The organism is Glycomyces lechevalierae (assembly GCF_027622945.1).
Taxonomy (GTDB): Bacteria; Actinomycetota; Actinomycetes; order Mycobacteriales; family Micromonosporaceae; genus Glycomyces; species Glycomyces rutgersensis.
The window spans coordinates 77,802-99,888 of record NZ_JAPZVQ010000013.1; the positions used below are offsets into that span (position 1 = coordinate 77,802).

Below are 22,087 nucleotides of genomic sequence, written 5' to 3' on the forward strand. Positions count from 1 at the left end.
GGGGGGGCCGGCCCCGCCGCCCCCCCCCCCCCCCCCCCCCCCCGGCCCGCGCCCCCCCCCCCCCCGCCCGCCCCCGCGCGCGTATCGGCAGGTCGGTCGTCACGGTGCGGTCAACCCCATCTGCCGCATGAACTCCGATTCGTCGAAGTACAGGTGATGCTCGGTGATCTTGCCGTCCTTGACGACTGCGATGTCGCAGCTCCGCAGCTTCACCTTCTTGCCGGTGGCCGGGATCGTCTCGCCCGTGGGCGTCTTCATGTCACCGGTGTTGGTGCCCACGAAGTACCCCTCGTCGACGGCCCTGCCGTCGGATTCGAGCTTCATGATCGGCTCGTAGGCGCCGTCCGGGAACGCGTCGATGAACTGGTGCCAGTACTCGGCGATGTTCTCGTGGCCCTTGACCGCTCCGGCGTCGGGCGTCATCACGACCGCGTCGTCGCTGTACAGCTCGACGGCGGCGTCGACGTCGTGCTGCCCGACGGCCGTTTCGGTCATCCGGTCCATTACCTCTCTGGCTTGGCCCATGGCCCTCACCTCCTCAATCCCGATTATTCTTCGCTACCGGTGAGTTCGTCGCCGTTCAGCCGTAGTGCTGGAATTCGGGCCAGAGCTGTGCCCACTCCTCGACCGGGCCGTGGCAGACGGCCACGACCGCGCCCTGCTCCTCGTTGTCGACACCGAGGCCGTTGTCCAGCTCGGCGGCCGGCTCGCAGGAGTCGAAGAGGCGGCTCAGGCCCGCGGCGTCCAGGCCCACCGTGACGACCGTGTCCGGACCCGCCGGGGGAGGACCGTACTCGTGGAGCGCGTTGTGGCCGCTGAAGACCGGCGGCAGGCCCTCCCCGTACCGCACGAGCGCCCCGGCCTCGCCGTAGTTCGCCGTGATGACCGCCCCGGCCTCGGGATTCGCCGCGACCACGGCCTCGACCTGGTCGGTGTACGTCTGCCAGCCGACGCCGTCGGGCACCGAGCTGTTCATCGCCGCGATCGGCGTACCGCCCACCACCTCGACGGGGAGCAGCGGCAGCGCGACGAGTGCCGAGATCGCGCTGTTCAGCGCCACGCCCGCGACCAGCGTCCGGCGGCGGCCCGGCGTCGCCGCCCACGCCGCGACCCGGACGCACCCGGCCGCGTACAAGGCCATGACCAGGCCCATCGGATAGTAGAACTGTCCGCCCGTCACCAGCGTGATCGCCAGCAGGATCGGATACGCGACGGCCAGCGCCCGCACCGGCCGCCACTCGGGCCGGCGCAGCAGCGCCGCGAACCCGGCGATCCAGACCGGCACCAGGAACAGTCCGATCAGCAGGAACTGGAAGGGCAGCAGCAGGATCCGGTTCTCGGTGCCGTCCGTCTCGTTGATCGCGGAGGCCATCTCCAATTGCGGCCAGTCGTTCACCGCCTGGTAGACAAGGTTCGGCGAGCCGATCACCAGCGCCAGGCCCGCGCCGGCCCACAGCCACTTGGAGAGCAGCGCTTTCCGCGGCCCGACGGCGAGCAGCGCCAGCCCGAGGCTCAACAGCAGCAGCACGATCAGATGCTTGTTGTACAAGCCGACCCCGGCCATCGCGCCGACCGCGAGCCACCATTTCGGATGGTCGCGCAGCAGTGCCTTGACCGCGAACAGGATCGCAGCGACCCACACCACGAGGTCCACCGAGTTCGTCGACAACTGGTGTCCGAAGGCCAGCGCGACCCCGGCGAACGCCAGTCCCCAGACGCAGAGCGCCTGCGCGGCCTTGCCGCCGCCGAACTCGCGCGTCAGGAGCGCCGCGATCCACAGCAGCCCGACCATGCACAGGATCGACGGGAACCGGAAGGCCCACAGCGAATCCCCGAGCAGCGCGGTCGCGGCCTTCCCGAGCAGCGGGGTGAGCGGCGGCTGGTCGACGTAGCCCCACGCGGGGTCGAGCATCCGGAAGTACAGCTCGTCGCGGTGGTAGTCATAGCGGCCGTTGAGGATCGCGAGCACCGTCGCGAGCACGGCGGAGGCGGCGACGAGGTGGGCGCGGTGGAGGGGAGGGAGTTGCATCGGCGGGCCTTCGCATTCGGGGGTGGCCACGATCCTCCCGCAGTGGACGGACGCGCGCAACTCTCCCGTCGCAATCCACCCGTGGCGGCCGGGACCGGAGCCCCGGCCGCCGGGTGCGGTCAGGCCGCGTCGATCCGCGCGAAGTACGCGTCGACCAGCGGCTTGCCGACGCCGGTCATCCACTCCTCGAGGGTGAGCAGGTCGGGGTGGATCGCGCGCAGCGCCGGGATGTCGACGGGCAGGGGGTGCTCGTTGAGGATGCCGAGCATCTTCGCGGTCGAGGGGCTGTCCGCGGCGACCTGTTCGGCGGTGATGCCGACGTAGGGCACTTCGCGTCCGACGAGGCGGCCGATGAGCGCGGCCTTCTCGGTCTGGGTGAGGTTGTCGCCGGCCAGCTCGTAGACCTTCCCGGCGTGGGCCGCGGGGTCGGTGAAGGCGATCGCGGCGAAGGCGGCGATGTCCGCGGCGGCGATGTGGGGTTCGAGCGTGTCCGCGTTGAGGATCGAGACGAGCGCGCCGTTCTGGAGTTCGCGGAAGGAGTCGAAGGTGTTCTCCATGAACGAGCTGGGGCGCAGGATCGTGTGCGGCACGCCGCTCTCGCGGATCGCGTGCTCGGCTTCGGCCTTGCGCTGCAGCATGTCCATCACCGCTTCGAGCGGGCCGCCGACGCCGATCGACGACGAGTGGACGAGGTGGGTCGCGCCCGCGGCCTTCGCGGCGGCGCCGATCTTGGCGGCGCTGCGGGCCTCGTGGCCGAGGTCGTGGCCGTACGGCCCGCCCTCGTACGCCCCGGCGTGGACGCTGAAGACGCCGAAGGCGCCGGCGGCGGCCGTGTCGAGCGAGTCCTGGTCGTCGAGGTCGCCCGCGACGACTTCGGCTCCGGCCTCCTTGAGCGCCTTGGCCTTCGCGCTCTCCGGGTTCCGGGTGAGGGCCCGCACGTGCCAGCCGTCGGCGAGCAGGCGGGCGGCGACGGCCCCGCCCTGGCGGCCGGTCGCGCCGGTGACGAGGATGGTCTTCGCTGAATCGGACATGGGTGTTCCTTTCGGTGGCGGGGTGCGCCGACTACTATCGGGAGCGGCAACCCGGTTGATGAAACGGAACACTACACCCGTTTAAGCGAGTCCATGAGAGGGGGACCCCGTGTCCGCAGTAGCCCAGCGCGCCGAACGCGCAGACGCCCAGCGCAACCGCCAGAACGTCCTCGAGACCGCCGATCGCCTCTTCGCCGAGCGCGGCGCCGCCGTCTCCCTCAACGAGATCGCCACCGCCGCCGGCGTCGGCGCGGGCACTGTCTACCGCCACTTCCCGACCAAGGACGCCCTCCTCGCCACCGTCCTCGACCAGCGGCTCAGCCAGTTGGGGGAGTACGGCGAGCGGGCCCTCGCCATGGCCGATCCCGGCGAGGCCTTCCGCCGCTACCTGCGGTTCATCGCCGACCAGGCGCTCGCCAACCGCGCGATCTGCGAGGCGCTGGCCGCGCGCGAGGACTGGGTCGAACCGGCGAAGGCGAGCGGGCAGTGCGTGGTCGACACCCCGCTCTCGGCCCTGCTCGTGCGGGCCCAGCGGGCCGGTGTCGTGCGTGCCGACCTCGACACCCGGGACGTGCGGGCGCTCCTGACGGCCTGCGCGGCCATCGCCGAGGACCCTGCACGCGTGCAACGGCTTCTGGGCGTCATGTGGGACGGCATCCGAGCGGAACGAAACTCCGAGATCCGTAACGAAACCGTGCGCTTGCCCGAGCTCCGTGACGAAACGAAACGGAACTGCCCGGTCTGCGGGGACCCGATCCCCGAGACCGCGACCGGCCGCCCCGCGAAGTACTGCTCGGCGGCCTGCCGCCAGAAGGCGTTCCGCGAAAAGCGCAAGACTGCGTAGTCACAGGCTCTTCCCCTCTGGCAACCGGTCGCCTAGGATCAGTCCCGCATCTGACGAGACCACCCGAGGAGGCCGCATGGCCCGCAGATTCGCGACACACGAGCGGCGCCCGACCGCTGCGCTCGACGGCATCTGGGACTTCGCGTTCCTGGGCGAGGCCGACCCCGACGCCGTCGCGCCCGACCGGATCGACTTCGACGCCGTCGCCGCCGTGCCCGGCTGCTTCGACGCCACCCCCGCCTTCGCCGGCAGGCGCGGCCTCGCCGCCTACCGCACCCGCCTCGACGTCGAGCCCGGCCGCCAGCGGCTCGTCTTCGACGCCGTCCAGCACTGGGCCCGCGTCTACTGGAACGGTGACCTCATCCGCGAGCACGCGGGCGGCTTCACGCGCTTCTGGGCCGAGACCGAATCCGAAGGGGGCCAAGCGGAGATCGTCGTCCTCGTCGACAACCGCTTCGACGAGCGCTCCCCGCTCCACATGGAGCACTTCGACTGGTACCACTACGGCGGGATCTCCCGCAGCGTCGAGCTGCAGCTGCTCGGCCCGGTCCGGATCGACGCCCTGCGCGTCGAGACCGCCTCGGTTGCCGACCGGCGCGTGAACGTGCGGATCGACTACGCCGCCGACGCTTCCGGCCCGGTCCCGCTCGAGATCGTCTGCGACGGGCGGACCGTGCTCACCGAGGACGTCGAGCTCAGCACCGCCGGCAGCCTCGACCGCGCCATCGAACTCCCTTGGGCCGCACCGTGGACGCCCGCGGACCCGAACCTGAGCGTTCTCAGCGTCCGCCTCGGCGAGGACGACCTGCGCGAGCGCTTCGGCCTCCGCGAGGTCGCCACCGCGAACGGGCGCATCACGCTCAACGGCGAGCCGCTGACCCTCCTGGGCGTCAACCGCCACGAGGCCCACCCGCAGTTCGGCCACGCCCAGCCCGAGGCACTGCTCGTCAACGACGTGCAGCAGCTGCAGGAGCTCGGCTGCAACTTCGTGCGCGGCAGCCACTACCCGCTCGACCCGCTGTTCCTCGACCTGTGCGACGAGGCCGGCATCCTCGTGTGGTGCGAGTCGATCGGCTGGCAGTACCCGGTCGAGCACCTCACCGACCCGGCGTTCATCGAGGCGCAGCTCGCGCACATCGACGAGATGGTCGCCGCCTCGCGCAACCACCCCTCGATCATCCTGTGGGGCATCCTGAACGAGTGTCCGAGCTGGTCCGAGGCGGGCCACCCGGTCTACGAGCGGCTGCTCGGGCGCCTGCGCGAGCTCGACGCGACCCGCCCGGTCACGTACGCGGCCATTAACGCGCTCGACGACAAGTGCTTCGACCTGGTCGACGTCGTCAGCGCGAACACCTACCCGGGCTGGTACTGGGCCGACGTGCCGGACATCCCCGGCGAGCTCGACAAGATCGCCGCGCACGTGGACGCCTTGGGGCACGCCGAGAAGCCGCTCATCATCTCCGAGATCGGCGCGGGCGCGGTGCCCGGCTGGAACGACTCGATCGGTTCACTGTGGACCGAGGACTACCAGGCGCGCCTGCTCGACACCGTGGCCGGCCACATCATCGACGGCCAGGACCGGATCTCGGGCCTCGCGATCTGGGTCCTGGGGGACTTCCGCACCACCGAGCAGCGCGAGTTCCTGCTCCGGCGCCCGCGCGGCGTGAACGACAAAGGCCTCATCGACGAGTACCGCCGCCCCAAACAGGCGTTCCGGACCGTGCAGGGGCACTTCCGGCGGCGACTCGACGACAAGGCCTTCGACGACAGGACCTTCGACGACAGGACCTTCGAGAACAATGCCTGACGCGGCGCGCTCGCTCAGCGGTCGGTGACCCGGTGCAGGACCTCGCGTCCGCGCTCCGGAAGCTCGGCGGCCGCTGAGAGGAGCGCGTCTCGCGCGTCCTCGAGCGCCGCGACCGCGCGGCGGTAGCCCTTGGCGGACTTGCGGCGGTCGTAGGCGATCTTCCCGCCGATGACGGCGGCCGCGACCACGACCACGCCGACCGCGGCGAGGGCGAGCCCGCGCCGGACGCTCCGCGGGGCGGGCCAGAGGTCCTCGTCGGGCGCGTACGCACCGTCATGGACGCTGTCGAGCGCCTCGGCCGGGGCGGCCTCGCTCTCGGCGAGGTCGGACAGCCGCAGTGCGTCCGTCTCGCCGGCCGGTTCAGTGTCGTTCGGCTTCTCGTGCTTCGACTTCATGTCGCGCCCTCCCTGAGTCGGTCACTCGGAGTTTACCCAGGACGGCGCGGGAATAGGCGTCTTGAACCACGCGGATTCGCGGTTCAAGACGCCTTCGGGCCCAGGCTAGGTCGAGAGCGAGTAACTGTTGATGCTGAAGTTCTTGCCGCCGGCCGAGGAGGTGATCTCCCAGCCGAGCTGGATCTGATCGATCCGCACGTTGGGCATCCGGCCCTGGTTGACCAGCCACTGGCAGATCGGCGTGATGTTCACCGTGCCGCTCGTGAACTGGCTGGTGGCCATGAAGCTGTAGACGGGGTTGGCCCCGTTGTGGCCCTGGTGGTAGTTCCAGTTGCGGCCGCCGAGGTTCACGTTCGTGACGTACCCGCCGATGGGGCCGACGTTGGACGTCCACTGCGTCCAGATCATGATCTCGTGCGCGTGGCCGTTGCCCCACACGTCGTACGTCGTGTTGTACGCCAGGCCCGAGCCGGAGCCCGGCACGCTCGCGTTGAACGAGCTGCTGACGTTCCCCATGCTGGAGACGGTGCGCCCCAGCGTGTACGAGACGTTCGGGTAGGACTTGATGCCGCCGGTGTTCGGGTGGTCGGCCCACACGCCCCAGTTGCTGTAGGAGTTCGCCCAGATGGACTGCGCGCCGTAGCCGCTGCCCCAGACGTTGTTGTAGAGCGTGTAGGCGCCGTTCTGCCAGCTTCCCCACCGGTCGGAGGAGGACCAGGTGGCGGCCTGCGCGGGGGACTGGAGGGCGCCGACGGCGCCCGCGGTGGCCAGCGGAGCGGCCAGCGCGGCGGAAAGGAGCGATCTGCGTCGCATGAAGGGCACGCCTTTCTCGAGGTCATGTTGTCAGCATCGACAAGACTTTGAGGAATGTCGATGCGTTAATTAGAGCATGCGACCCAATTAATGTCTAGATCCCATACGCCCCCTATTCCGGTCACGCCCGGAAGGCCGCTCCTGCGGTGAAACGCCGGATTCGGGTGCGACGCCCGTCTCACCGTCCCGGCCAGTGGTGCGACCGGGCGGTTCGCGGTCGCCCCGGTCAGGCCCGCCACGTAGAATTCCGGCCGTGAAGACCTTCGAGCAGCTCTACGCCGAACTCGCCGACAAAGCCGCCACCCGACCCGCCGGGTCGGGCACCGTCGCCCAACTCGACGCCGGCGTCCATGCCATCGGCAAGAAGATCGTCGAAGAGGCGGCCGAGGTCTGGATGGCCGCCGAATACGAGTCGGACGAGGCCGCGGCCGAGGAGATCTCCCAGCTCCTCTACCACCTCCAGGTGATGATGGTCGCCCGCGGCATCACCCTCGACGACGTGTACCGGTACCTCTAACCGCTTCCGAAAGGCCCATCCGCATGCTCCGCATCGCCGTGCCCAACAAGGGATCGCTCTCCCAGGGCGCCACCGACATGCTCACCGAGGCGGGTTACCGCCAGCGCGGCTCCAGCCGCGACCTCCAGTCCCTCGACACCGCCAACGGCGTCGAGTTCTTCTACCTGCGCCCCAGCGACATCGCCACCTACGTCGCCTCCGGCGACCTCGACCTCGGCATCACCGGCCAGGATCTCGCCGTCAACTCCGGCGAGCAGGTCGAAGAGGTCCTGGCGCTCGGCTTCGGCCGCTCCACGTTCCGCTACGCCGCCCGCCCGGGCACCGTCGACTCGGTCGCGGGCCTCGACGGCAAGCGCATCGCGACCTCCTTCCCGGGGGTCGTGCGCAGCGACCTCGAGAAGCACGGCGTGAAGGCCGAGATCGTGAAGCTCGCGGGCGCGGTCGAGAACGCGATCGCCCTCGGCGTCGCGGACGCGATCGCCGACGTGGTCGAGACCGGCACGACCCTCAAGCAGGCCGGGCTCGCCGTCTTCGGCGACCCGATCATGCGCTCCGAGGCCGTCCTTGTCCGCAAGGCCGGCAACGGCGAGGCCCCGGCCGTCGAGCTGCTGCTGCGCCGCCTCCGCGGCGTGCTCGTGGCCCGCTCGTACGTGATGCTCGCCTACGACGTGCGCGCCGAACTCCTCGAGGCCGCGGTCGAACTGACCCCCGGCATCGAATCGCCGACGGTCTCGCCGCTGCATCGGGAAGGGTGGGTCGCGGTCCAGTCGATGACCGAGCGCGCCGACCTCCACCGGGTCATGGACGCCCTCTACGAGATCGGCGCCCGCGGCATCCTTGCCTCGAACATCGACGCCTGCCGGCTTTAGGCAAGGGTCTGGTGCCTGCCGGCTTTAGGCAAGGCTCCGGCGCCTGCCAGCTCTAGGCAAGGTCCTGGCGTCCGCCGGCTTTAGTCCGACTTGTCAGCTGAGCCGCGGCGCTTCCAGCGCCGCGGCCGCATCGGCCCGCTTGCGCAGTTCGGCGGCCATCGCGACGGCCTCGACGACGTCGCGGTGCGCCGCCGTCGCCGTGTGCCCGACGCCCCCGGCCGTCATCGCGTGCACGGAGGCGAGCCCCTGCATCCGCTGGATCGGCCCCTGCACGACCCGCACCGACTGGATCCGCGCGTACGGCACGGCCGCATAGGTGTTCACCCACCAGCCGTGCCGGACCACGAACACCTTCTCGTCCAGCAGGGCACCGGTCCGCTTCCAGCGCAACGGCATCCGCCACCGCGCCCGGCGCGGCGGCTGCTCCACCGCGAACACCGACGAAAGCTCCGGCACCGCCTCGGCGGCCACCGTCGAGACCTCATCCGGGGTGCCGACCGGCAGCGCCGTCGTCGACTTGACGACCGCTGCGCTCTGCGCCACCGCCGCCGTCCACACCTCGACGCGCCGCCAGTCCTTGCGCCGCCACAGGATCGGCTCGTCGAAGCTCACGGCGGTCACCCGGTCCACCGGGACCGTCTCGTGGCTGGTGTCCGTCAGGCCCCGCTCGATGAGCAGGTTCCCGCCGTCGCGGGTGATCCGGAACCGGCAGTTGCGCAGGAACCGGTTCACCATCTGGACCGTGCTCTGCAGGTAGCCCAGGAGCGCCGGGGCGAAGAACCCGAACCACAGCGCCGTTGCCACCTGCGTGAACCCGAAGATCGACCCGGTGACCGCGAACGCGGTCCCGAAGACCAGCAGCGCCGTCAACTGCACCGGCAGCGCCTCGAGCAGCGACGCGACCGCGAGCTTGCGCACCGTCACCGGCGGCACCAGTGGTGCCGGCCCCGCCGCTGGAGCCTCCTCAGTGGACTCGACAGCGGTCTGCGGCGCCGCCCCGGGACGGCCCGCGATCGACAGCAGTTCCGACCGCAGCTCCAGCGCCCGGTCGTGCTTCAGGTACGCGAGCCTCGCGTCCGTCCCATCGCCGCCGGCGACCTCGATGTTCAACTGCGCCAAGCCGAACACGCGCGCCCGCAGCGGGCGCACCAGGTCCACCGACTGCAGCCGGTCCAGCGGCACCGTGCGGTGGCTGCGCGTGAACACGCCCCCGTAGATGTGCAGTTCCCGGCCCCAGATCACGAACCCCCGGAACTGCAGCGCGATGAGGCTCGCGATGCCGCCCACGACCGCCGCCGCCACCGCCGCGTACACCGCGAACAGGAAGTTTCGCGAGGTGAACATCTGCAGGCCCACCGCAGCCGCTGCGGCCGTGAGGAACCTGACGCTCTCCAGCAGCGGCGTGAGCGGGTGCAGGCGCTGGCGCTGCACGCCTTCAGGCGGCGCGCTCGGCGCGTAGGGCACCGGCCCGTAGGGCGCGGGGGACAGCGGGGGAGCGGGCTCGTCGCCGTGGACCGGCCCGGCCTCCGCGCTCACAGGCCCTCCCGGACCTCGGCGGCGCGGACGGCGAGCCGGTCGCGCAGCGCGGCCGCCACCAGCGGATCGAGCCCGGGCACTTCGGTGTTCGAGCCGAGCGCGGCGGTGCGCACCTGCACCGTCGTGAGCCCGAACATCCGCTCGACGGGCCCGGCGGAGAGGTCGATGAGCTGGATGCGGCCGTAGGGGACGATGCTCAGCCGACGCGTCAGGAGCCCGTGGCGCACCAGGAGGTCCTGGTCGCGTTCGGCGTAGCCCCAGGTGCGCACGGTGCGTGAGACGGCGAGCGCCCGGAGCCCCGCGAGGACGACGTAACCGCCGAGGGCCCACAGCAGGCCGTCCCAGCCGAGCCAGATCGTCAGCGGGACCGCCGCGATCACGGCCAGGATGAGCACGTTGAGCAGGCTCCGCAGCACCCACACCGTGCGCAGCGTCGGCGACATCGGCTGCCAGGAGATCCCGTCCGGCCACAGGTCCCACACCGGGACCGCTCTCGCGTTCATCGCTCGATCATTCCACGCCGGATCACGTCAACCTCTGGGTCTCGCAAGGGAATCCGCGTGCCGTGAGGAATTCGCGCAGGACCGGCTCGTGCTCGTCGCACGCGGCCCAGCGCTTCACGCGGTCGGAGCCGTGGATGCGCGGGTTGCGCCACAGCAGCATCCAGGTCGCCTCGCTGCGGCATCCGCGGGAGGAGCAGATCGGCGCTTCGGACGGCGTTTCCGGCTCTGAGGTCACAGCGCGATTGTCCGCCACGCTCTGCCTCGGCGACGCCGGCGAGCCGTAAATGTGTTCTGTGGCGACGCCGGCGAGCCGTAGACGCGTCCCGTCGCGGCGCCCGCGAGCCGTGAAAGCCACAGCCTCATCCCGAGCGGGGCCACACTGCGGTGTCGATGAACGCCTCCACGGCCTCGATCACGTCCGCCATCGCGTGCGCCGACTCGACCAGCGGCCGGCCCCGGATGAACATGCCGTGGTCGGCGCCGGCCACCTCGCAGACCTCGCCGGGCAGCTCGCGCGCCAGCGCCGTGTTCCACGCCGGGTCGGCGGTGCCGCCCACGAGCAGGTACGGGGCGGTCGAGCGGCGCAGGGCCTGCACGATCGGGTAGTGCTGCAGGAACGGCGTGAACCAGATCGCCGGGAGCCCGTGGTGCGCCGCGAGGACCGCGGCGGCCGTGCCGAGGGACTTGCCGATGAGCAGCGGCGGGTCGTCGTTGTGGACCCGGTCGAGCACGGCCTCGGTCTGCTCGCACACGCCCTCGATCATCGCGTGCTCGTCGGCCGCGAGCCGGTCGACGCCCTTCCATACGAGCGGATACGTATGGGCGCCACGGGACTGCAGGGCCACGTGGGTGTACATCAGCAGCGGCCCTTGGACGCTGTAGTTGCGTCCAGGTAGGAGCAGGGCCTGGCGGCGGCGGGGCATGTGAGGAATTCTAGTGCCGGTCGGGCCCTGTGCGCCTCCTCCGGAAAGCCCGCGCAAAGCAACCCTCCGGGCAGCAAAAGACCCGCACGACCACGGGGGAAGTCGTGCGGGTTGGTGAAAGCATAGCGCTCCGACATTTCGCAGCAACGGATTGAATCCGCGCGGCGTGTCACGCTCCTGGGCAAATACCGCCTTTCCGTTTGCCGCAGGAGTGCCGCGGCAGTGTAGACCCCCTGCGCCGCAAGGGGTTCGGCGAGAAGTGTCGGGTTCCCGACAAATGCCGGTGCGGGCGCGGCGCGCGGGTCCGTGCGGCCCGCTGCCATCCTCGAACGGGCGAATTAGTATCGACAGCACCAGACCGAACCACACGGGCAGGAGCCGACATGGGATCAGCCGAGGCCGACCGTTCAGACCGCTCAAACCGGGCCGCGACCACCACTCCGGCGGAGAACGCCGCCCTGCTGGAGAAGGCGCTGTTCGAGATCAAGAAGGTCATCGTCGGCCAGGACGCCCTCGTCGAGCGCATGTTCGCCGCGCTGCTCGCCCGCGGCCACTGCCTCATCGAAGGCGTGCCCGGCGTCGCCAAGACCCTCGCCGTCGAGACCATGGCCCGCGTCGTGGGCGCCGACTTCCAGCGCATCCAGTTCACCCCCGACCTCGTGCCCGCCGACATCGTGGGCACGCGCATCTACCGCCAGTCCAGCGAGGCCTTCGACGTCGAGCTCGGCCCGGTCTACACCAACTTCGTGCTCGCCGACGAGATCAACCGCGCCCCCGCGAAAGTCCAGTCCGCGATGCTCGAGGTGATGGCCGAGGGCCGCATCTCCATCGGCGGGCAGACCCACGTGCTGCCCAAGCCGTTCCTGGTCATGGCCACCCAGAACCCGATCGAGCAGGAAGGCGTCTACCCGCTGCCCGAGGCGCAGCGCGACCGCTTCCTCTTCAAGGTCAACGTCGGCTACCCCACCGACGCCGAAGAACGCGAGATCGTCTTCCGCATGGGCGTCGACTCGCCCGTGCCCGAGCGCATCCTCGACACCGACGACCTCCTGCGCCTCCAGCAGGCCGCCGACGGCGTGTTCATCCACAACGCCCTCGTCGACTACGCCGTGCGCATCGTCATGGCCACCCGCAACCCCGCGCAGGCCGGCCTCGGCGGCATCAGCCGCCACATCCAGTACGGGGCCAGCCCCCGCGCCTCGCTCGGCCTCATCCGCGCCACCCGCGCCATCGCGCTCCTGCGCGGCCGCGACTACGCCCTCCCGCAGGACCTCGACGACATCGCGCCGGACGTGCTGCGCCACCGCCTCGTGCTCTCCTACGACGCCATGGCCGACGGCGTGGTCACCGACCAGCTCGTGGGCCAGCTCCTCGCGGCCGTCCCGGCCCCCACCGTGAGCCCGCGCCAGGACGCCGCGCCGCGCAGCCCCGAACCGCTCCAGCCGCAGCAGCCGGGCGCCTGGTGAGGACCACGGCTCCCGTGGAACACGACCTGCGCGCCCTCGACCGGCTGCAGCTCAACGTCACCCGCCGCCTCGACGGGCTCCTGCACGGCGACTACCTGGGCCTGCTGCCCGGGGCCGGCTCCGAGCCCGGCGAGGCCCGCGAGTACCGCGCCGGCGACGACGTGCGGCGCATGGACTGGCCCGTCACCGCCCGCACCACCGTGCCGCACGTGCGCACCACCATCGCCGACCGCGAACTCGAGACCTGGCTCGCCGTCGACCTCTCGCCGAGCCTCGACTTCGGCACCGTCGGCATGCTCAAGCGCGAACTCGCCGAAGGCGCCGTCGCCGCCTTCGCGTACCTCGCCGGACGCGGCGGCAACCGCATCGGCGCGGTCGTCACCGAAGGCGGCCCCGCGAAGGCCATCCCGCCGCGCCCCGGCCGCGGCGGCGCCCGCTCACTCCTGCGCACGGTCACCACGCTCCCGCGAGGGGAAGGCGCAGGCGACCTCGCCGAACTCATCGACAAGACCCGCCGCCACGCCCGCCGCCGCGGCCTCGCCGTCGTCATCTCGGACTTCCTCGAAGACGAGGACCACCCGAGCGACTGGCCCCGCGAACTGCGCCGCCTCGCCGTCCGCCAACAGGTGCTCTGCGTCGAGATCCTCGACCCCGCCGAGCTCGCCCTCCCCGACGTCGGCGTCCTCGACCTGATGGACCCCGAGACCGGCGCCACCGTCGAAGTCCAGACCGGCAACGCCCGCTTCCGGGCCCGCTACGCCGAGGCCGCCGCCGAGCAGCGCCGCCGCATCGCCGCGGGCATCCGCTCCGGCGGCGCCGCCCACCTGCGCCTCTCGACCGGCTCGGACTGGCTGCGCGACATCGCCGCGTTCATTGCGCAGCGCCGCCACCTCGCCGCCTATCGCTAGCGCCACGAAAACGTACCGACACAAGGAGAACCGTTGATCCGCCTGCTCGAACCGATGTGGCTCCTGGCGCTCATCCCCGTCGCCGCGCTCGCCGCGGTCTACGTCTGGGCCCAGTTCGCCCGCAAGCGGATCGCCGTCAGGTTCGCCAACGCCTCGCTCCTGGCCAAACTCGTGCCGAAGATCCCCGGCTGGCGCCGCCACCTCCCCGCCGGGCTCCTCGTGATCGCGCTGGCGGTGCTCGTGGGCGGCATGACCCGCCCCGCCGTCGACGTCGACGAGCCGCAGGAGCGGGCCACGATCATCCTCGCCCTCGACGTCTCACTGTCCATGATGTCCGAAGACGTGTCGCCGACCCGCATCGAGGCCGCCAAGGAGGCCGCCGCCGGGTTCGTCAACGACCTGCCCGCGCAGTACAACGTCGGCCTCGTCTCCTTCGCCGGCTTCGCCTCGGTCAACGTGCCGCCCACCAAGGACCACGCGAGCGTCGCCACCGCGATCCTCGGCCTCAACCTCGCCGAGGCCACTGCCACCGGTGAAGCGGTCTTCGCCTCCCTCCAGGCCGTCCAGCAGGTCCCCGCCGACGAGTCCGGCACGCTCCCGCCCGCGCGCGTCCTCCTCATGTCCGACGGCTACCGCACGGCCGGGCGCACCGTCGAGGAGGCCACCGAGTCCGCCGCGGCCGCGAACATCCCCGTCTCCACGGTCGCGTTCGGCACCGACGAGGGCGTGATCGAACTCGACCAGGAGCTCGTCTCCGTCCCCGTCGACCGCGAAGCCCTCGCCGCCCTCGCCGAAGGCACCGGCGGGAACTTCTACGAGGCCGTCACCGCCGAGCAGCTCCGCTCGGTCTACGAGGACATGGAGTCCTCCCTCGCGCACCAGACCATCGCGCAGGACGTCTCGCAGTGGTTCATCGGCACCGCGATGATCCTCCTGTTCGCGGCGGCCGGCCTCAGCCTCGCCTGGACCTCGCGACTCACCTGACCCGTGAGTCGAGTGCCACACCGTCCGTGAAGGCCCCTTCGCTCCCGAACGGGCCCGTCGCTACGATCGTCGGTGGCTTCATACAAAGAAAACTGAGGAGTTCGAACAATGGCGCGCACGGTCCTCGTCACCGGAGGCAATCGCGGGATCGGTCTCGCTATCGCCCAAGCCTTCGCGGCCCAGGGCGACAACGTCGCCGTCACCCACCGCGGCACCGGCGCCCCCGACGGGCTCTACGGCGTCCAGTGCGACATCACCGACACCGCCTCGGTCGACGCCGCGTTCACCGAGGTCGAGGACAAGTTCGGTCCCGTCGAGATCCTCGTCGCCAACGCCGGCATCACCGACGACACCCTCCTGCTCCGCATGAGCGAGGACCAGTTCGAGCGGGTCGTCGACACGAACCTCAAGGGCGCGTGGCGCGTCGCCAAGCGCGCCTCCTCGAAGATGCTGCGCGCCAAGTTCGGCCGCATGATCTTCATCTCCTCGGTCGTCGGCCTCTACGGCAACGCCGGGCAGACCAACTACGCCGCGTCCAAGGCCGGCCTGGTCGGCCTCAGCCGCTCCATCACCCGCGAACTCGGCTCGCGCAACATCACCGCGAACGTCGTCGCCCCCGGGTTCGTCCAGACCGACATGACCGACGCGCTCCCCGAGGCCCAGCGCAAGGCGTACCTCGACTCCATCCCCGCCAAGCGCTTCGCCACCGCCGAGGAGATCGCCGGCGCCGTCACCTGGCTCGCGGGCGACAACGCCGCCTACGTCAACGGCGCGGTCATCCCCGTCGACGGCGGCCTCGGCATGGGCCACTAGGCCCCACGGGCCACACTGATTGCAAGCACGAATAACGACGGAGGAACAGATGACTGGATTCTTGGACGGCAAACGACTGCTCATCACCGGGGTGATCACCGAGCAGTCCCTCGGCTTCGGCGTCGCGAAGTACGCGCAGGAGCAGGGCGCCGAAGTGGTCCTCACCGGCTTCGGGCGCATGTCCCTGGTCGAGCGGATCGCCAAGAAGCTCCCCACCCCCGCCCCCGTCATCGAGCTCGACGCCACCGACCCCGAGCAGCTCGCCGGGCTCGAGGCCAAGGTCCGCGAGCACGTCGACGGCATCGACGGCGTCCTGCACGCCATCGCCTACGCCCCGCCGTCGGCGCTCGGCGGGAACTTCCTCAACACCCCGTGGGAGGACGTCGCGACCGCGCTCCAGGTCTCGACCTTCTCCTACAAGGCCCTCGCCATGGCCTGCCTGCCGCTGATGGGGAACGGAGGCTCCATCGTCGGCCTCACCTTCGACGCAAGCCAGGCCTGGCCCGTCTACGACTGGATGGGCGTCGCCAAGGCCGGCCTCGAGTCCGCCAACCGCTACCTCGCGCGCGACCTGGGCCCCAAGGGCATCCGCGTCAACCTCGTGTCCGCGGGCCCGCAGCGCACCATGGCCGCCAAGTCCATCCCGGGCTTCGAGGCCTTCGAGGAGGCGTGGACGACCCGCGCCCCGCTCGGCTGGTCCCTCACCGACTCCGAGCCGGTCGCCAAGGCCTGCGCGGCGCTCCTGTCAGACCTCTTCCCGGCCACCAGCGGCGAGATCCTGCACGTCGACGGCGGCTTCCACGCCGTCGGGGTCGAGCGCACCGAGAAGTAGCGGAGCCGCCATGACCACGATGAACGGTTACGACGCCGTCCTGCTCGTCTCGTTCGGCGGACCGGAAGGCCCCAGCGACGTGCTGCCGTTCCTGCGCAACGTCACCCGCGGCCGCGGCATCCCCGACGAGCGCCTCGCCGAGGTCGCCGAGCACTACTACCACTTCGGCGGGATCTCGCCGATCAACCAGTGGTGCCGCGAGGTCCTCGACGCGCTCCGCCAGGAGTTCCGCGTCAGCGGGATCGACCTGCCGATCTACTGGGGCAACCGCAACTGGCCGCCGATGCTCGTCGACGCCGTCACCCAGATGACCGGCGACGGCGTCAAGCGCGCCCTCGCCCTCTGCACCAGCGCCTACGGCTCGTACTCCTCGTGCCGCCAGTACGTGGAGGACATCAACGCCGCGCGCGCCGCCGTCGGCGACACCGCACCGGTGATCGACAAGATCCGGCACTTCTTCGACCACCCGGGCTTCGTCGGCGGCTTCGCCAAGCAGCTCGAGAAGAGCCTCGCCGAGATCGAGGACCGGTCGAACACCCGCGTGGTCTTCACCGCCCACTCGATCCCGGACGTCATGGACGAGTGCTCGGGCCCCGAAGGCGCCCGCTACTCCGACCAGGTCGCCGAGGCCGCCGCGCTCGTCGCCGAGCACGCCGGCTGGACCGGGCCCTTCGACGTCGTCTGGCAGTCCCGCTCGGGCCCGCCCGCGATGCCGTGGCTCGCGCCCGACATCAACGACCACCTCAAGGTCCTCGCCTCCGAAGGCGTCGACACCGTCGTGGTCAGCCCCGTCGGCTTCCTCTCCGACCACATCGAGGTGCTCTGGGACCTCGACAACGAAGCCAAGGACACCGCCGCCGAGCTGGGCCTGCGCTACCTCAGGGCCGGCACGCCCGAGGTCGGCGCCGACATCGTCGGCATGTTCCGCGACCTCGTCGCCGAACGCGTCCAGGGCGCGCCCCTGCAGCGCCTCGGCAAGCTCCCCGTCTGGGACCCGACGGTCGAGGGCTGCTGCCCCGCCCGCAGGCCACCGGCGCCCGAGAAGAGCCGCACCCGCTAGACCGGTATCCGGGCCCGCGCCCCCACCAGGGGACGCGGGCCCGCACCGTAGTCACCGCAGGTGGCTTCCGCATGACATGCTTGACATGTGGAACCCGTCTTCTATTGGATCATCGCCGCTGTGATCCTCGGCGCCATCGAGCTCTTCACCGGCACCCTCGTCCTCGCCATGGTCGGCGTCGGCGCCGTCCTCGCGGGCGTGGGCGCCGCCCTCGGCGCCCCCTTCTGGCTCCAAGCCGTGCTCTTCGGGACCGGATCCATCGCCTCCATCGTCGGACTCCGCCCCTTCCTCAAGCAGGCCCTCGAAAGCGACCGCGGCGCCGACCAGGCCCACCGCACCTTCGGCACCCGCGCCCTCGAAGGCGCCCAGGCCCGCGTCGTCGAGACCGTCGGCACCAAGGGCGGCCTCGTCGAGATCGAAGGCGCCAACTGGACCGCCTTCCCCCTCGAGCCCGACCAGTCGCTGGAACCCGGCGACACCGTGACAGTGGTAGAAATCAAGGGAGCCACCGTCATCGTCTGGAAGCAGAGCTGACTGACGGCGCCCATTTGATGCGGCCGTATAGCCTTCCCGCAAACCGAACAACGAGCCAAGTGAAAGCCCGCCGATCCCAGACACTGGAGGCTGAGACACCATGGATCCCGTAGGCGTACTGCTGCTGATAGTCGCGTTCTTCTTCATCATCGTGCTCTTCCGATCGATCAAGATCGTTCCCCAGCAGTGGAACTACATCATCGAGCGACTCGGCAAGTACCGCCGCACCCTCGAGCCCGGGCCCCGGCTCCTGGTGCCGTTCGTCGACAACGTGCGCGCCAAAGTGGACCTTCGCGAGCGCGTCGTCAACTTCCCGCCCCAGCCGGTGATCACCGCCGACAACCTCGGCGTGCAGATCGACACCGTCCTGTACTACATCATCACGCAGCCCACCGCGGCCGTGTACAACATCGACGACTACCTGGCCGGCGTCGAGCAGCTCACCACCACCACCCTCCGCAACGTCGTCGGCTCGCTGGACCTGGAGAAGACGCTCACCAGCCGCGAGGAGATCAACGCCCGCCTCGCCGCCGAGCTCGACAAGGCCACGGACAAGTGGGGCCTCAAGGTCACCCGCGTCGAACTGCGCTCCATCGAACCGCCGCTGAGCATCCGCGACGCCATGGAGAAGCAGATGCGCGCCGAGCGCGACCGCCGCGCCGCCATCCTCAACGCCGAAGGCACCAAGCGCGCCGCGATCCTCAACGCCGAAGGCGAGCAGCAGTCCGCCGTCCTCCGCGCCAAGGGCGAGCGCGACGCCGCGGTCCTCCGCGCCGACGGTGAGGCCAAGGCCATCCAGACCGTCTTCGCGGCGATCCACAAGGCCAAGCCCACCGACCGGCTCCTGACCTACCAGTACCTGCAGACGCTCCCCGACATCGCCCAGGGCAGCGCCAACAAGGTCTGGATCGTCCCGTCCGAGCTCACCAAGGCCCTCGGCGGCATCGGCAACGCCTTCGGCGGCGCTCCCGACGTCTCCGGCGAAGAGGAGGAAGAGGTCGAGGTCGACACCAGCGCCCTCGAACTCGACGACTCCGCCGCCCAGGCCCTCGAAGCGGCCCAGCAGGCCGCTCGTGAGGTCCAGGACATCGGCGAAGGCAAGGCGAAGAACGAACTCCCGCCCGTCTAAGACGACGTGACGCCCGGGGACGCTGCCGCAGCCTCCCCGGGCGTCGCCGTTCCCATAGGGGAGAATCGCCCGGTGCCCGACGTCATCGCCATCGAAGACCCCGAGGACGACCGCCTCGGCGACTATCGCGCCCTCACGGACCTCGCCCTCCGCACCCGCTTCGAGCAGCCCCACGGCCTGTTCATCGCCGAAGGCCACCAGGTCATCGGCCGGGCCCTGCGCGCCGGCTACCGGATGCGCTCGATGCTCATCGACGCCAAACGCGCCGACCAGCTCGCGCACCTCGCCGAAGACGCCCCCTGCTACACCGCCGGGCCCGACGTCCTCGAATCCGTGACGGGCTTCCACGTCCACCGCGGCGCGCTGGCCTCCTTCCACCGCAAGGAACTCCCCGCACCGGCCGACCTCCTCGCCGCGGTGAACCGCCTCGTCGTCCTCGAAGGCATCAACAACCACACCAACATCGGCGCCATCTTCCGGGTCGCCGCAGGTCTCGGCTTCGACGGCGTCCTCCTCGCCCCCGACTGCGCCGACCCGCTGTACCGCCGCAGCGTGCGCGTGAGCATGGGGGAGGTGTTCGCGGTGCCGTACGCCTACCTCGAGCCGTGGCCGAGCGGCCTCGCCCAGATCCGCGACGCCGGGTTCACCCTGCACGGCCTCAGCCCTTCGCGCGGCGCGATCGACATCGGCCAGGTCAGCGCCGAGGAGCGCGAACGCCCGGCCCTGATGTTCGGCGCGGAAGGCCCCGGCCTCACGAAGGCCGCGCTGGACGCCTGCGACCGCACGGTCGTCATCCCCATGCATGCGGGCGTCGACTCGCTCAACGTCGCCGCCGCGACCGCCGTGGCCTGCTGGGAGCTGTCCCAGCCGACGCCCCGCTAGAGGCTCACCGTCGCGAACTCGGACTCGCAGGGCGGGCCCCACGTGTACGAGAACCGCTTGGCGTCGAGTTCCAGGTGCGCCGCGAAGGCCGTATGCGTCTGCAGCTCAACGGGATCGGTCTCCACCGGGTGCCGGCAGAGCCCGAGCGGCCCGCCCTCGTGGTCCCGCATCGCCGCGTAGAGCCGCTCGGTGGACACCGGGGACTCCTTGGCGAGCAGCGTCTCCATCCGGTCGCACCGGTGGTACGTGGAGACCCGCCCGGTCTCGAGCCAGCTCTCGTAGACCCCGAGCGCTTCTGGTGCCCGGAAGTGGTTGGCGTGCACCAGGGGAGCGGCGCCGTCCTGGTAGATCACCCGCGACCCGAGCGGCGACGTCTCGATGGTCGCCACGCCGTCCGAGGCGCTCCCGATGAAGAAGTTCGCGGAGCAGCCGGGCCGAGGGGCCTGCGCATGGCCGATCGCTTCAGCGAGGCTCGCCGACTGCAGCACCCTTTGCGTCCGCAGGTGCATCGGCACGGTGTCGAGCCGCCAGTCGTCGGCCGAAGCCCCGAGTCCGTTGATGCACAAGCCGATCCCGGCGCTGTTGAGCCCGATCTTCGCCCCGGCGACGCCGGCCTCGGTGAATCCGATCACCGTCGTGTCCCCGTGCTCCCACTGCAGCAGGGCCCCTTCGACACCGGTGAACCAGTCCCAGTTCTGCCCGATGTGCGTCCCCGACGCGGCGAAGACCCCGTCGGCCCCGCCGAACGAGGTGCACTCGGACCGGATGCCGTCGACCGTGGGCCGCCCGAACTCGCTCCAGGCGCTGTACAGCAGCTCGTACCGGGCGTTCAGGAGCACGATGTCGAGCAGGTCCTGCCCGGAGGCCTCGGCGATGCCCTCCATCGTCGCCCCGTAGCCGGCGTCGTACCGCGCGAACTGCGCCAGGAACCGCTGCGACCGCTCGGTCAGCTCGCCCTCGGGGACCCCCGAGGTGAGCATCCGGGAGCGGTAGACCGCGACGTTCGTGGCGATCGCCTCCCGCAGTGCTTCGCCGTGCTGGAGGCCCCGCTCGCGGGGCGTGCCGTGCAGTTGCAGGAGAGGAAGAGAAGTCATGGAATCGATTGTGACAAAAGCGATAGCGAGAAGCCAGCGGGTTGTTCAGCGACCCATCAGGGCCTGCTCCACCTGCGAGTAGTGGATCGTCCACCACTTCACGAGCCCCGTCTGCCCCGGCAGCAGGTGGTCGCACGCGGAGTTGTGCCGCACGTAGTGCCACTCGATGACCCAGTTGTCGGTCAGTCGGTCCCACCACAACTGGTGCGTCGCCAGCCCGATCTCGGGCTCCCCGACGTCGAACACCGACCGGTACCCGCCCGCGAACGCCCGGATCCGGTCGCAGTCGAGCCCGCGCTCGTCCCCGTAGGTGAAGTAGAACACCGCCGCCCGCGCCATCTCGCGCGCGTACGACGAGACCACCAAGCGGTCCCAGTCCAGGATTGCGGAGATCCGGTCGTCAGGTCCATGCAGGACGTTGTGCGGGTGCAGGTCGCCGTGCGTGTAACCCGTGTACTGCGGCAACAGGTCCGGCGGCCGCCGGTCCCCGAGCCGCACCAACAGCCCGCGCTTCAACCGCAGCGTCTGCTCGGCGATCGCCTCGAACCCGGTCTTGTCCCCGCGCCCCGCGGCGACGAGCTCCAGCAGCCGGTCGACCTTCTGGAGAGCCGCTTCCGTCGTCGGAGGATTCTCCGGCTTCGGCGCGCGATCAGCGGGGATGGAAGCGTGCAGGGTCCGGTGCAGCCGCCCGATCACCGACCCGAGGTCGCGGCACGCATCACGTGACATCGACAACCCCGACCGGTGCCGTCCCCCGACCCATGGAAAGACCCCGAACTCCTCGCCCTCGAGAAAGATCGTGGTCCGCCCGTCCCGGCTCAGCACCGGCAGCACCACCGGCACGCCGGAAGCGCCCAGCGTCTGGAGGACATGGAACTGAAACTGCAGCTCAGGACCGGTAACGTCCCGGAACAGCTTCAAAAGGTACGACCCGGACGACGTATCGACCCGCCACGACCGGTTCATCAGCCCGGTCTGGACCCGCTGCATCTGGTAGATCTGCCCGAGATCCCAATGTGTCAACGCCGCGTCGGGGAGTCGAGGCGCGGTCACGGTCATGCCCCCAAGCCTAGCCGCCGCCGGCTCGCCCGCCCGACCGTGAACCCCCCTTGCGCCCA

At 70.6% G+C, this 22,087-nt stretch carries 24 protein-coding genes; 13 read left to right on the plus strand and 11 right to left on the minus strand.

Translation table 11 applies throughout. The features are described from left to right. Nucleotides 1-99: 99 nt before the first annotated feature. From O2L01_RS18940 to O2L01_RS18950, 3 genes are all read right to left on the minus strand, one after another. Nucleotides 100-525, minus strand: coding sequence for an ester cyclase (locus tag O2L01_RS18940; protein ID WP_270123579.1), 426 nt, complete (start codon nucleotides 523-525; stop codon nucleotides 100-102). A 55-nt stretch (nucleotides 526-580) separates the two neighbouring features. After that, nucleotides 581-2,029 (minus strand): ArnT family glycosyltransferase, encoded by a 1,449-nt coding sequence (locus O2L01_RS18945; RefSeq protein ID WP_270123580.1) that lies wholly within the window; start codon nucleotides 2,027-2,029, stop codon nucleotides 581-583. A gap of 119 nt (nucleotides 2,030-2,148) precedes the next feature. Continuing rightward, nucleotides 2,149-3,060: an NmrA family NAD(P)-binding protein gene (locus tag O2L01_RS18950; RefSeq protein ID WP_270123581.1), complete on the minus strand. Its 912-nt coding sequence runs from the start codon at nucleotides 3,058-3,060 to the stop codon at nucleotides 2,149-2,151. A gap of 109 nt (nucleotides 3,061-3,169) precedes the next feature. On the opposite strand from O2L01_RS18950, the gene O2L01_RS18955 reads away from it, so the two are divergent. Both O2L01_RS18955 and O2L01_RS18960 read left to right on the plus strand, forming a co-directional pair. Then, a complete protein-coding gene (locus O2L01_RS18955; protein ID WP_270123582.1) occupies nucleotides 3,170-3,904 on the plus strand; it encodes an SbtR family transcriptional regulator in 735 nt (244 codons plus the stop codon). Between the two features lie 76 nt (nucleotides 3,905-3,980). Beyond that, entirely contained in the window at nucleotides 3,981-5,711 is a 1,731-nt protein-coding gene (locus tag O2L01_RS18960) for a glycoside hydrolase family 2 protein (RefSeq protein WP_270123583.1), read from the plus strand. Nucleotides 5,712-5,725: 14 nt separating this feature from the next. Here the strand turns inward: O2L01_RS18960 and O2L01_RS18965 are convergent, their stop codons facing one another. Next, the gene (locus tag O2L01_RS18965) at nucleotides 5,726-6,106 is read right to left on the minus strand and encodes a hypothetical protein (RefSeq protein WP_270123584.1); all 381 of its coding nucleotides are present in this window, start codon (nucleotides 6,104-6,106) and stop codon (nucleotides 5,726-5,728) included. 105 nt (nucleotides 6,107-6,211) lie between these two features. Further along, a complete protein-coding gene (locus O2L01_RS18970) occupies nucleotides 6,212-6,919 on the minus strand; it encodes a GH12 family glycosyl hydrolase domain-containing protein (RefSeq protein ID WP_270123585.1) in 708 nt (235 codons plus the stop codon). Nucleotides 6,920-7,172: 253 nt separating this feature from the next. On the opposite strand from O2L01_RS18970, the gene O2L01_RS18975 reads away from it, so the two are divergent. Together O2L01_RS18975 and hisG are read left to right on the plus strand one after the other, a co-directional pair. Then, entirely contained in the window at nucleotides 7,173-7,436 is a 264-nt protein-coding gene (locus O2L01_RS18975) for a phosphoribosyl-ATP diphosphatase (RefSeq protein WP_270123586.1), read from the plus strand. 23 nt (nucleotides 7,437-7,459) lie between these two features. Then, the gene (gene hisG / locus O2L01_RS18980; protein WP_270123587.1) at nucleotides 7,460-8,305 is read left to right on the plus strand and encodes an ATP phosphoribosyltransferase; all 846 of its coding nucleotides are present in this window, start codon (nucleotides 7,460-7,462) and stop codon (nucleotides 8,303-8,305) included. Nucleotides 8,306-8,398: 93 nt separating this feature from the next. Here the strand turns inward: hisG and O2L01_RS18985 are convergent, their stop codons facing one another. The 4 genes from O2L01_RS18985 to O2L01_RS19000 form a co-directional block, all read right to left on the minus strand. Continuing rightward, nucleotides 8,399-9,841 carry a PH domain-containing protein gene (locus O2L01_RS18985; RefSeq protein WP_270123588.1) on the minus strand — a complete coding sequence of 481 codons (1,443 nt, stop codon included), beginning with the start codon at nucleotides 9,839-9,841 and terminating at the stop codon, nucleotides 8,399-8,401. Then, nucleotides 9,838-10,344 (minus strand): PH domain-containing protein, encoded by a 507-nt coding sequence (locus O2L01_RS18990; protein WP_270123589.1) that lies wholly within the window; start codon nucleotides 10,342-10,344, stop codon nucleotides 9,838-9,840. Before O2L01_RS18990 ends, O2L01_RS18985 begins: the two co-directional genes overlap by 4 nt. A gap of 22 nt (nucleotides 10,345-10,366) precedes the next feature. Then, on the minus strand, nucleotides 10,367-10,579 hold the full coding sequence (locus O2L01_RS18995) for a hypothetical protein (protein WP_270123590.1): 213 nt from the start codon (nucleotides 10,577-10,579) through the stop codon (nucleotides 10,367-10,369). Between the two features lie 124 nt (nucleotides 10,580-10,703). Beyond that, nucleotides 10,704-11,267 carry an alpha/beta hydrolase gene (locus tag O2L01_RS19000; protein WP_270123591.1) on the minus strand — a complete coding sequence of 188 codons (564 nt, stop codon included), beginning with the start codon at nucleotides 11,265-11,267 and terminating at the stop codon, nucleotides 10,704-10,706. A 383-nt stretch (nucleotides 11,268-11,650) separates the two neighbouring features. Between O2L01_RS19000 and O2L01_RS19005 the strand changes: the two genes are divergently transcribed. From O2L01_RS19005 to O2L01_RS19045, 9 genes are all read left to right on the plus strand, one after another. After that, complete coding sequence (locus tag O2L01_RS19005; RefSeq protein WP_270123592.1) at nucleotides 11,651-12,733, plus strand: AAA family ATPase; 1,083 nt, start codon at nucleotides 11,651-11,653, stop codon at nucleotides 12,731-12,733. Between the two features lie 14 nt (nucleotides 12,734-12,747). Beyond that, nucleotides 12,748-13,641 carry a DUF58 domain-containing protein gene (locus O2L01_RS19010; protein WP_270123593.1) on the plus strand — a complete coding sequence of 298 codons (894 nt, stop codon included), beginning with the start codon at nucleotides 12,748-12,750 and terminating at the stop codon, nucleotides 13,639-13,641. A 33-nt stretch (nucleotides 13,642-13,674) separates the two neighbouring features. After that, nucleotides 13,675-14,625 carry a VWA domain-containing protein gene (locus tag O2L01_RS19015; RefSeq protein WP_270123594.1) on the plus strand — a complete coding sequence of 317 codons (951 nt, stop codon included), beginning with the start codon at nucleotides 13,675-13,677 and terminating at the stop codon, nucleotides 14,623-14,625. Nucleotides 14,626-14,733: 108 nt separating this feature from the next. After that, on the plus strand, nucleotides 14,734-15,438 hold the full coding sequence (locus O2L01_RS19020) for a beta-ketoacyl-ACP reductase (RefSeq protein ID WP_270123595.1): 705 nt from the start codon (nucleotides 14,734-14,736) through the stop codon (nucleotides 15,436-15,438). Between the two features lie 49 nt (nucleotides 15,439-15,487). Continuing rightward, nucleotides 15,488-16,270, plus strand: coding sequence for an enoyl-ACP reductase FabI (fabI, locus tag O2L01_RS19025; protein ID WP_270123596.1), 783 nt, complete (start codon nucleotides 15,488-15,490; stop codon nucleotides 16,268-16,270). A 19-nt stretch (nucleotides 16,271-16,289) separates the two neighbouring features. After that, complete coding sequence (locus O2L01_RS19030) at nucleotides 16,290-17,330, plus strand: ferrochelatase (RefSeq protein ID WP_344469095.1); 1,041 nt, start codon at nucleotides 16,290-16,292, stop codon at nucleotides 17,328-17,330. Nucleotides 17,331-17,417: 87 nt separating this feature from the next. Further along, nucleotides 17,418-17,864 (plus strand): NfeD family protein, encoded by a 447-nt coding sequence (locus O2L01_RS19035; protein WP_270123598.1) that lies wholly within the window; start codon nucleotides 17,418-17,420, stop codon nucleotides 17,862-17,864. A 100-nt stretch (nucleotides 17,865-17,964) separates the two neighbouring features. Further along, the gene (locus O2L01_RS19040) at nucleotides 17,965-18,993 is read left to right on the plus strand and encodes an SPFH domain-containing protein (protein WP_270123599.1); all 1,029 of its coding nucleotides are present in this window, start codon (nucleotides 17,965-17,967) and stop codon (nucleotides 18,991-18,993) included. A 6-nt stretch (nucleotides 18,994-18,999) separates the two neighbouring features. Next, nucleotides 19,000-19,875 (plus strand): TrmH family RNA methyltransferase, encoded by an 876-nt coding sequence (locus tag O2L01_RS19045; RefSeq protein ID WP_344469032.1) that lies wholly within the window; start codon nucleotides 19,000-19,002, stop codon nucleotides 19,873-19,875. On the opposite strand, the gene O2L01_RS19050 is transcribed toward O2L01_RS19045, so the two are convergent. Together O2L01_RS19050 and O2L01_RS19055 are read right to left on the minus strand one after the other, a co-directional pair. Further along, nucleotides 19,872-20,969 (minus strand): C45 family autoproteolytic acyltransferase/hydolase, encoded by a 1,098-nt coding sequence (locus O2L01_RS19050; RefSeq protein WP_270123601.1) that lies wholly within the window; start codon nucleotides 20,967-20,969, stop codon nucleotides 19,872-19,874. The two genes, O2L01_RS19045 and O2L01_RS19050, sit on opposite strands and share 4 nt — an antisense overlap. A 45-nt stretch (nucleotides 20,970-21,014) precedes the next feature. Then, a complete protein-coding gene (locus tag O2L01_RS19055) occupies nucleotides 21,015-22,028 on the minus strand; it encodes a phosphotransferase (RefSeq protein WP_270123602.1) in 1,014 nt (337 codons plus the stop codon). Nucleotides 22,029-22,087: the final 59 nt, after the last annotated feature.

Excerpts from the sequence above, each read along its gene's own strand:
- O2L01_RS18940 (WP_270123579.1), bottom strand. The coding sequence starts at position 525 with ATGGGCCAAGCCAGAGAGGTAATGGACCGGATGACCGAAACGGCCGTC.
- O2L01_RS18945 (WP_270123580.1), bottom strand. The coding sequence starts at position 2,029 with ATGCAACTCCCTCCCCTCCACCGCGCCCACCTCGTCGCCGCCTCCGCC.
- O2L01_RS18950 (WP_270123581.1), bottom strand. The coding sequence starts at position 3,060 with ATGTCCGATTCAGCGAAGACCATCCTCGTCACCGGCGCGACCGGCCGC.
- O2L01_RS18960 (WP_270123583.1), top strand. The coding sequence starts at position 3,981 with ATGGCCCGCAGATTCGCGACACACGAGCGGCGCCCGACCGCTGCGCTC.
- O2L01_RS18965 (WP_270123584.1), bottom strand. The coding sequence starts at position 6,106 with ATGAAGTCGAAGCACGAGAAGCCGAACGACACTGAACCGGCCGGCGAG.
- O2L01_RS18970 (WP_270123585.1), bottom strand. The coding sequence starts at position 6,919 with ATGCGACGCAGATCGCTCCTTTCCGCCGCGCTGGCCGCTCCGCTGGCC.
- hisG (WP_270123587.1), top strand. The coding sequence starts at position 7,460 with ATGCTCCGCATCGCCGTGCCCAACAAGGGATCGCTCTCCCAGGGCGCC.
- O2L01_RS18990 (WP_270123589.1), bottom strand. The coding sequence starts at position 10,344 with ATGAACGCGAGAGCGGTCCCGGTGTGGGACCTGTGGCCGGACGGGATC.
- O2L01_RS19000 (WP_270123591.1), bottom strand. The coding sequence starts at position 11,267 with ATGCCCCGCCGCCGCCAGGCCCTGCTCCTACCTGGACGCAACTACAGC.
- O2L01_RS19005 (WP_270123592.1), top strand. The coding sequence starts at position 11,651 with ATGGGATCAGCCGAGGCCGACCGTTCAGACCGCTCAAACCGGGCCGCG.
- O2L01_RS19020 (WP_270123595.1), top strand. The coding sequence starts at position 14,734 with ATGGCGCGCACGGTCCTCGTCACCGGAGGCAATCGCGGGATCGGTCTC.
- fabI (WP_270123596.1), top strand. The coding sequence starts at position 15,488 with ATGACTGGATTCTTGGACGGCAAACGACTGCTCATCACCGGGGTGATC.
- O2L01_RS19030 (WP_344469095.1), top strand. The coding sequence starts at position 16,290 with ATGAACGGTTACGACGCCGTCCTGCTCGTCTCGTTCGGCGGACCGGAA.
- O2L01_RS19040 (WP_270123599.1), top strand. The coding sequence starts at position 17,965 with ATGGATCCCGTAGGCGTACTGCTGCTGATAGTCGCGTTCTTCTTCATC.
- O2L01_RS19050 (WP_270123601.1), bottom strand. The coding sequence starts at position 20,969 with ATGACTTCTCTTCCTCTCCTGCAACTGCACGGCACGCCCCGCGAGCGG.
- O2L01_RS19055 (WP_270123602.1), bottom strand. The coding sequence starts at position 22,028 with ATGACCGTGACCGCGCCTCGACTCCCCGACGCGGCGTTGACACATTGG.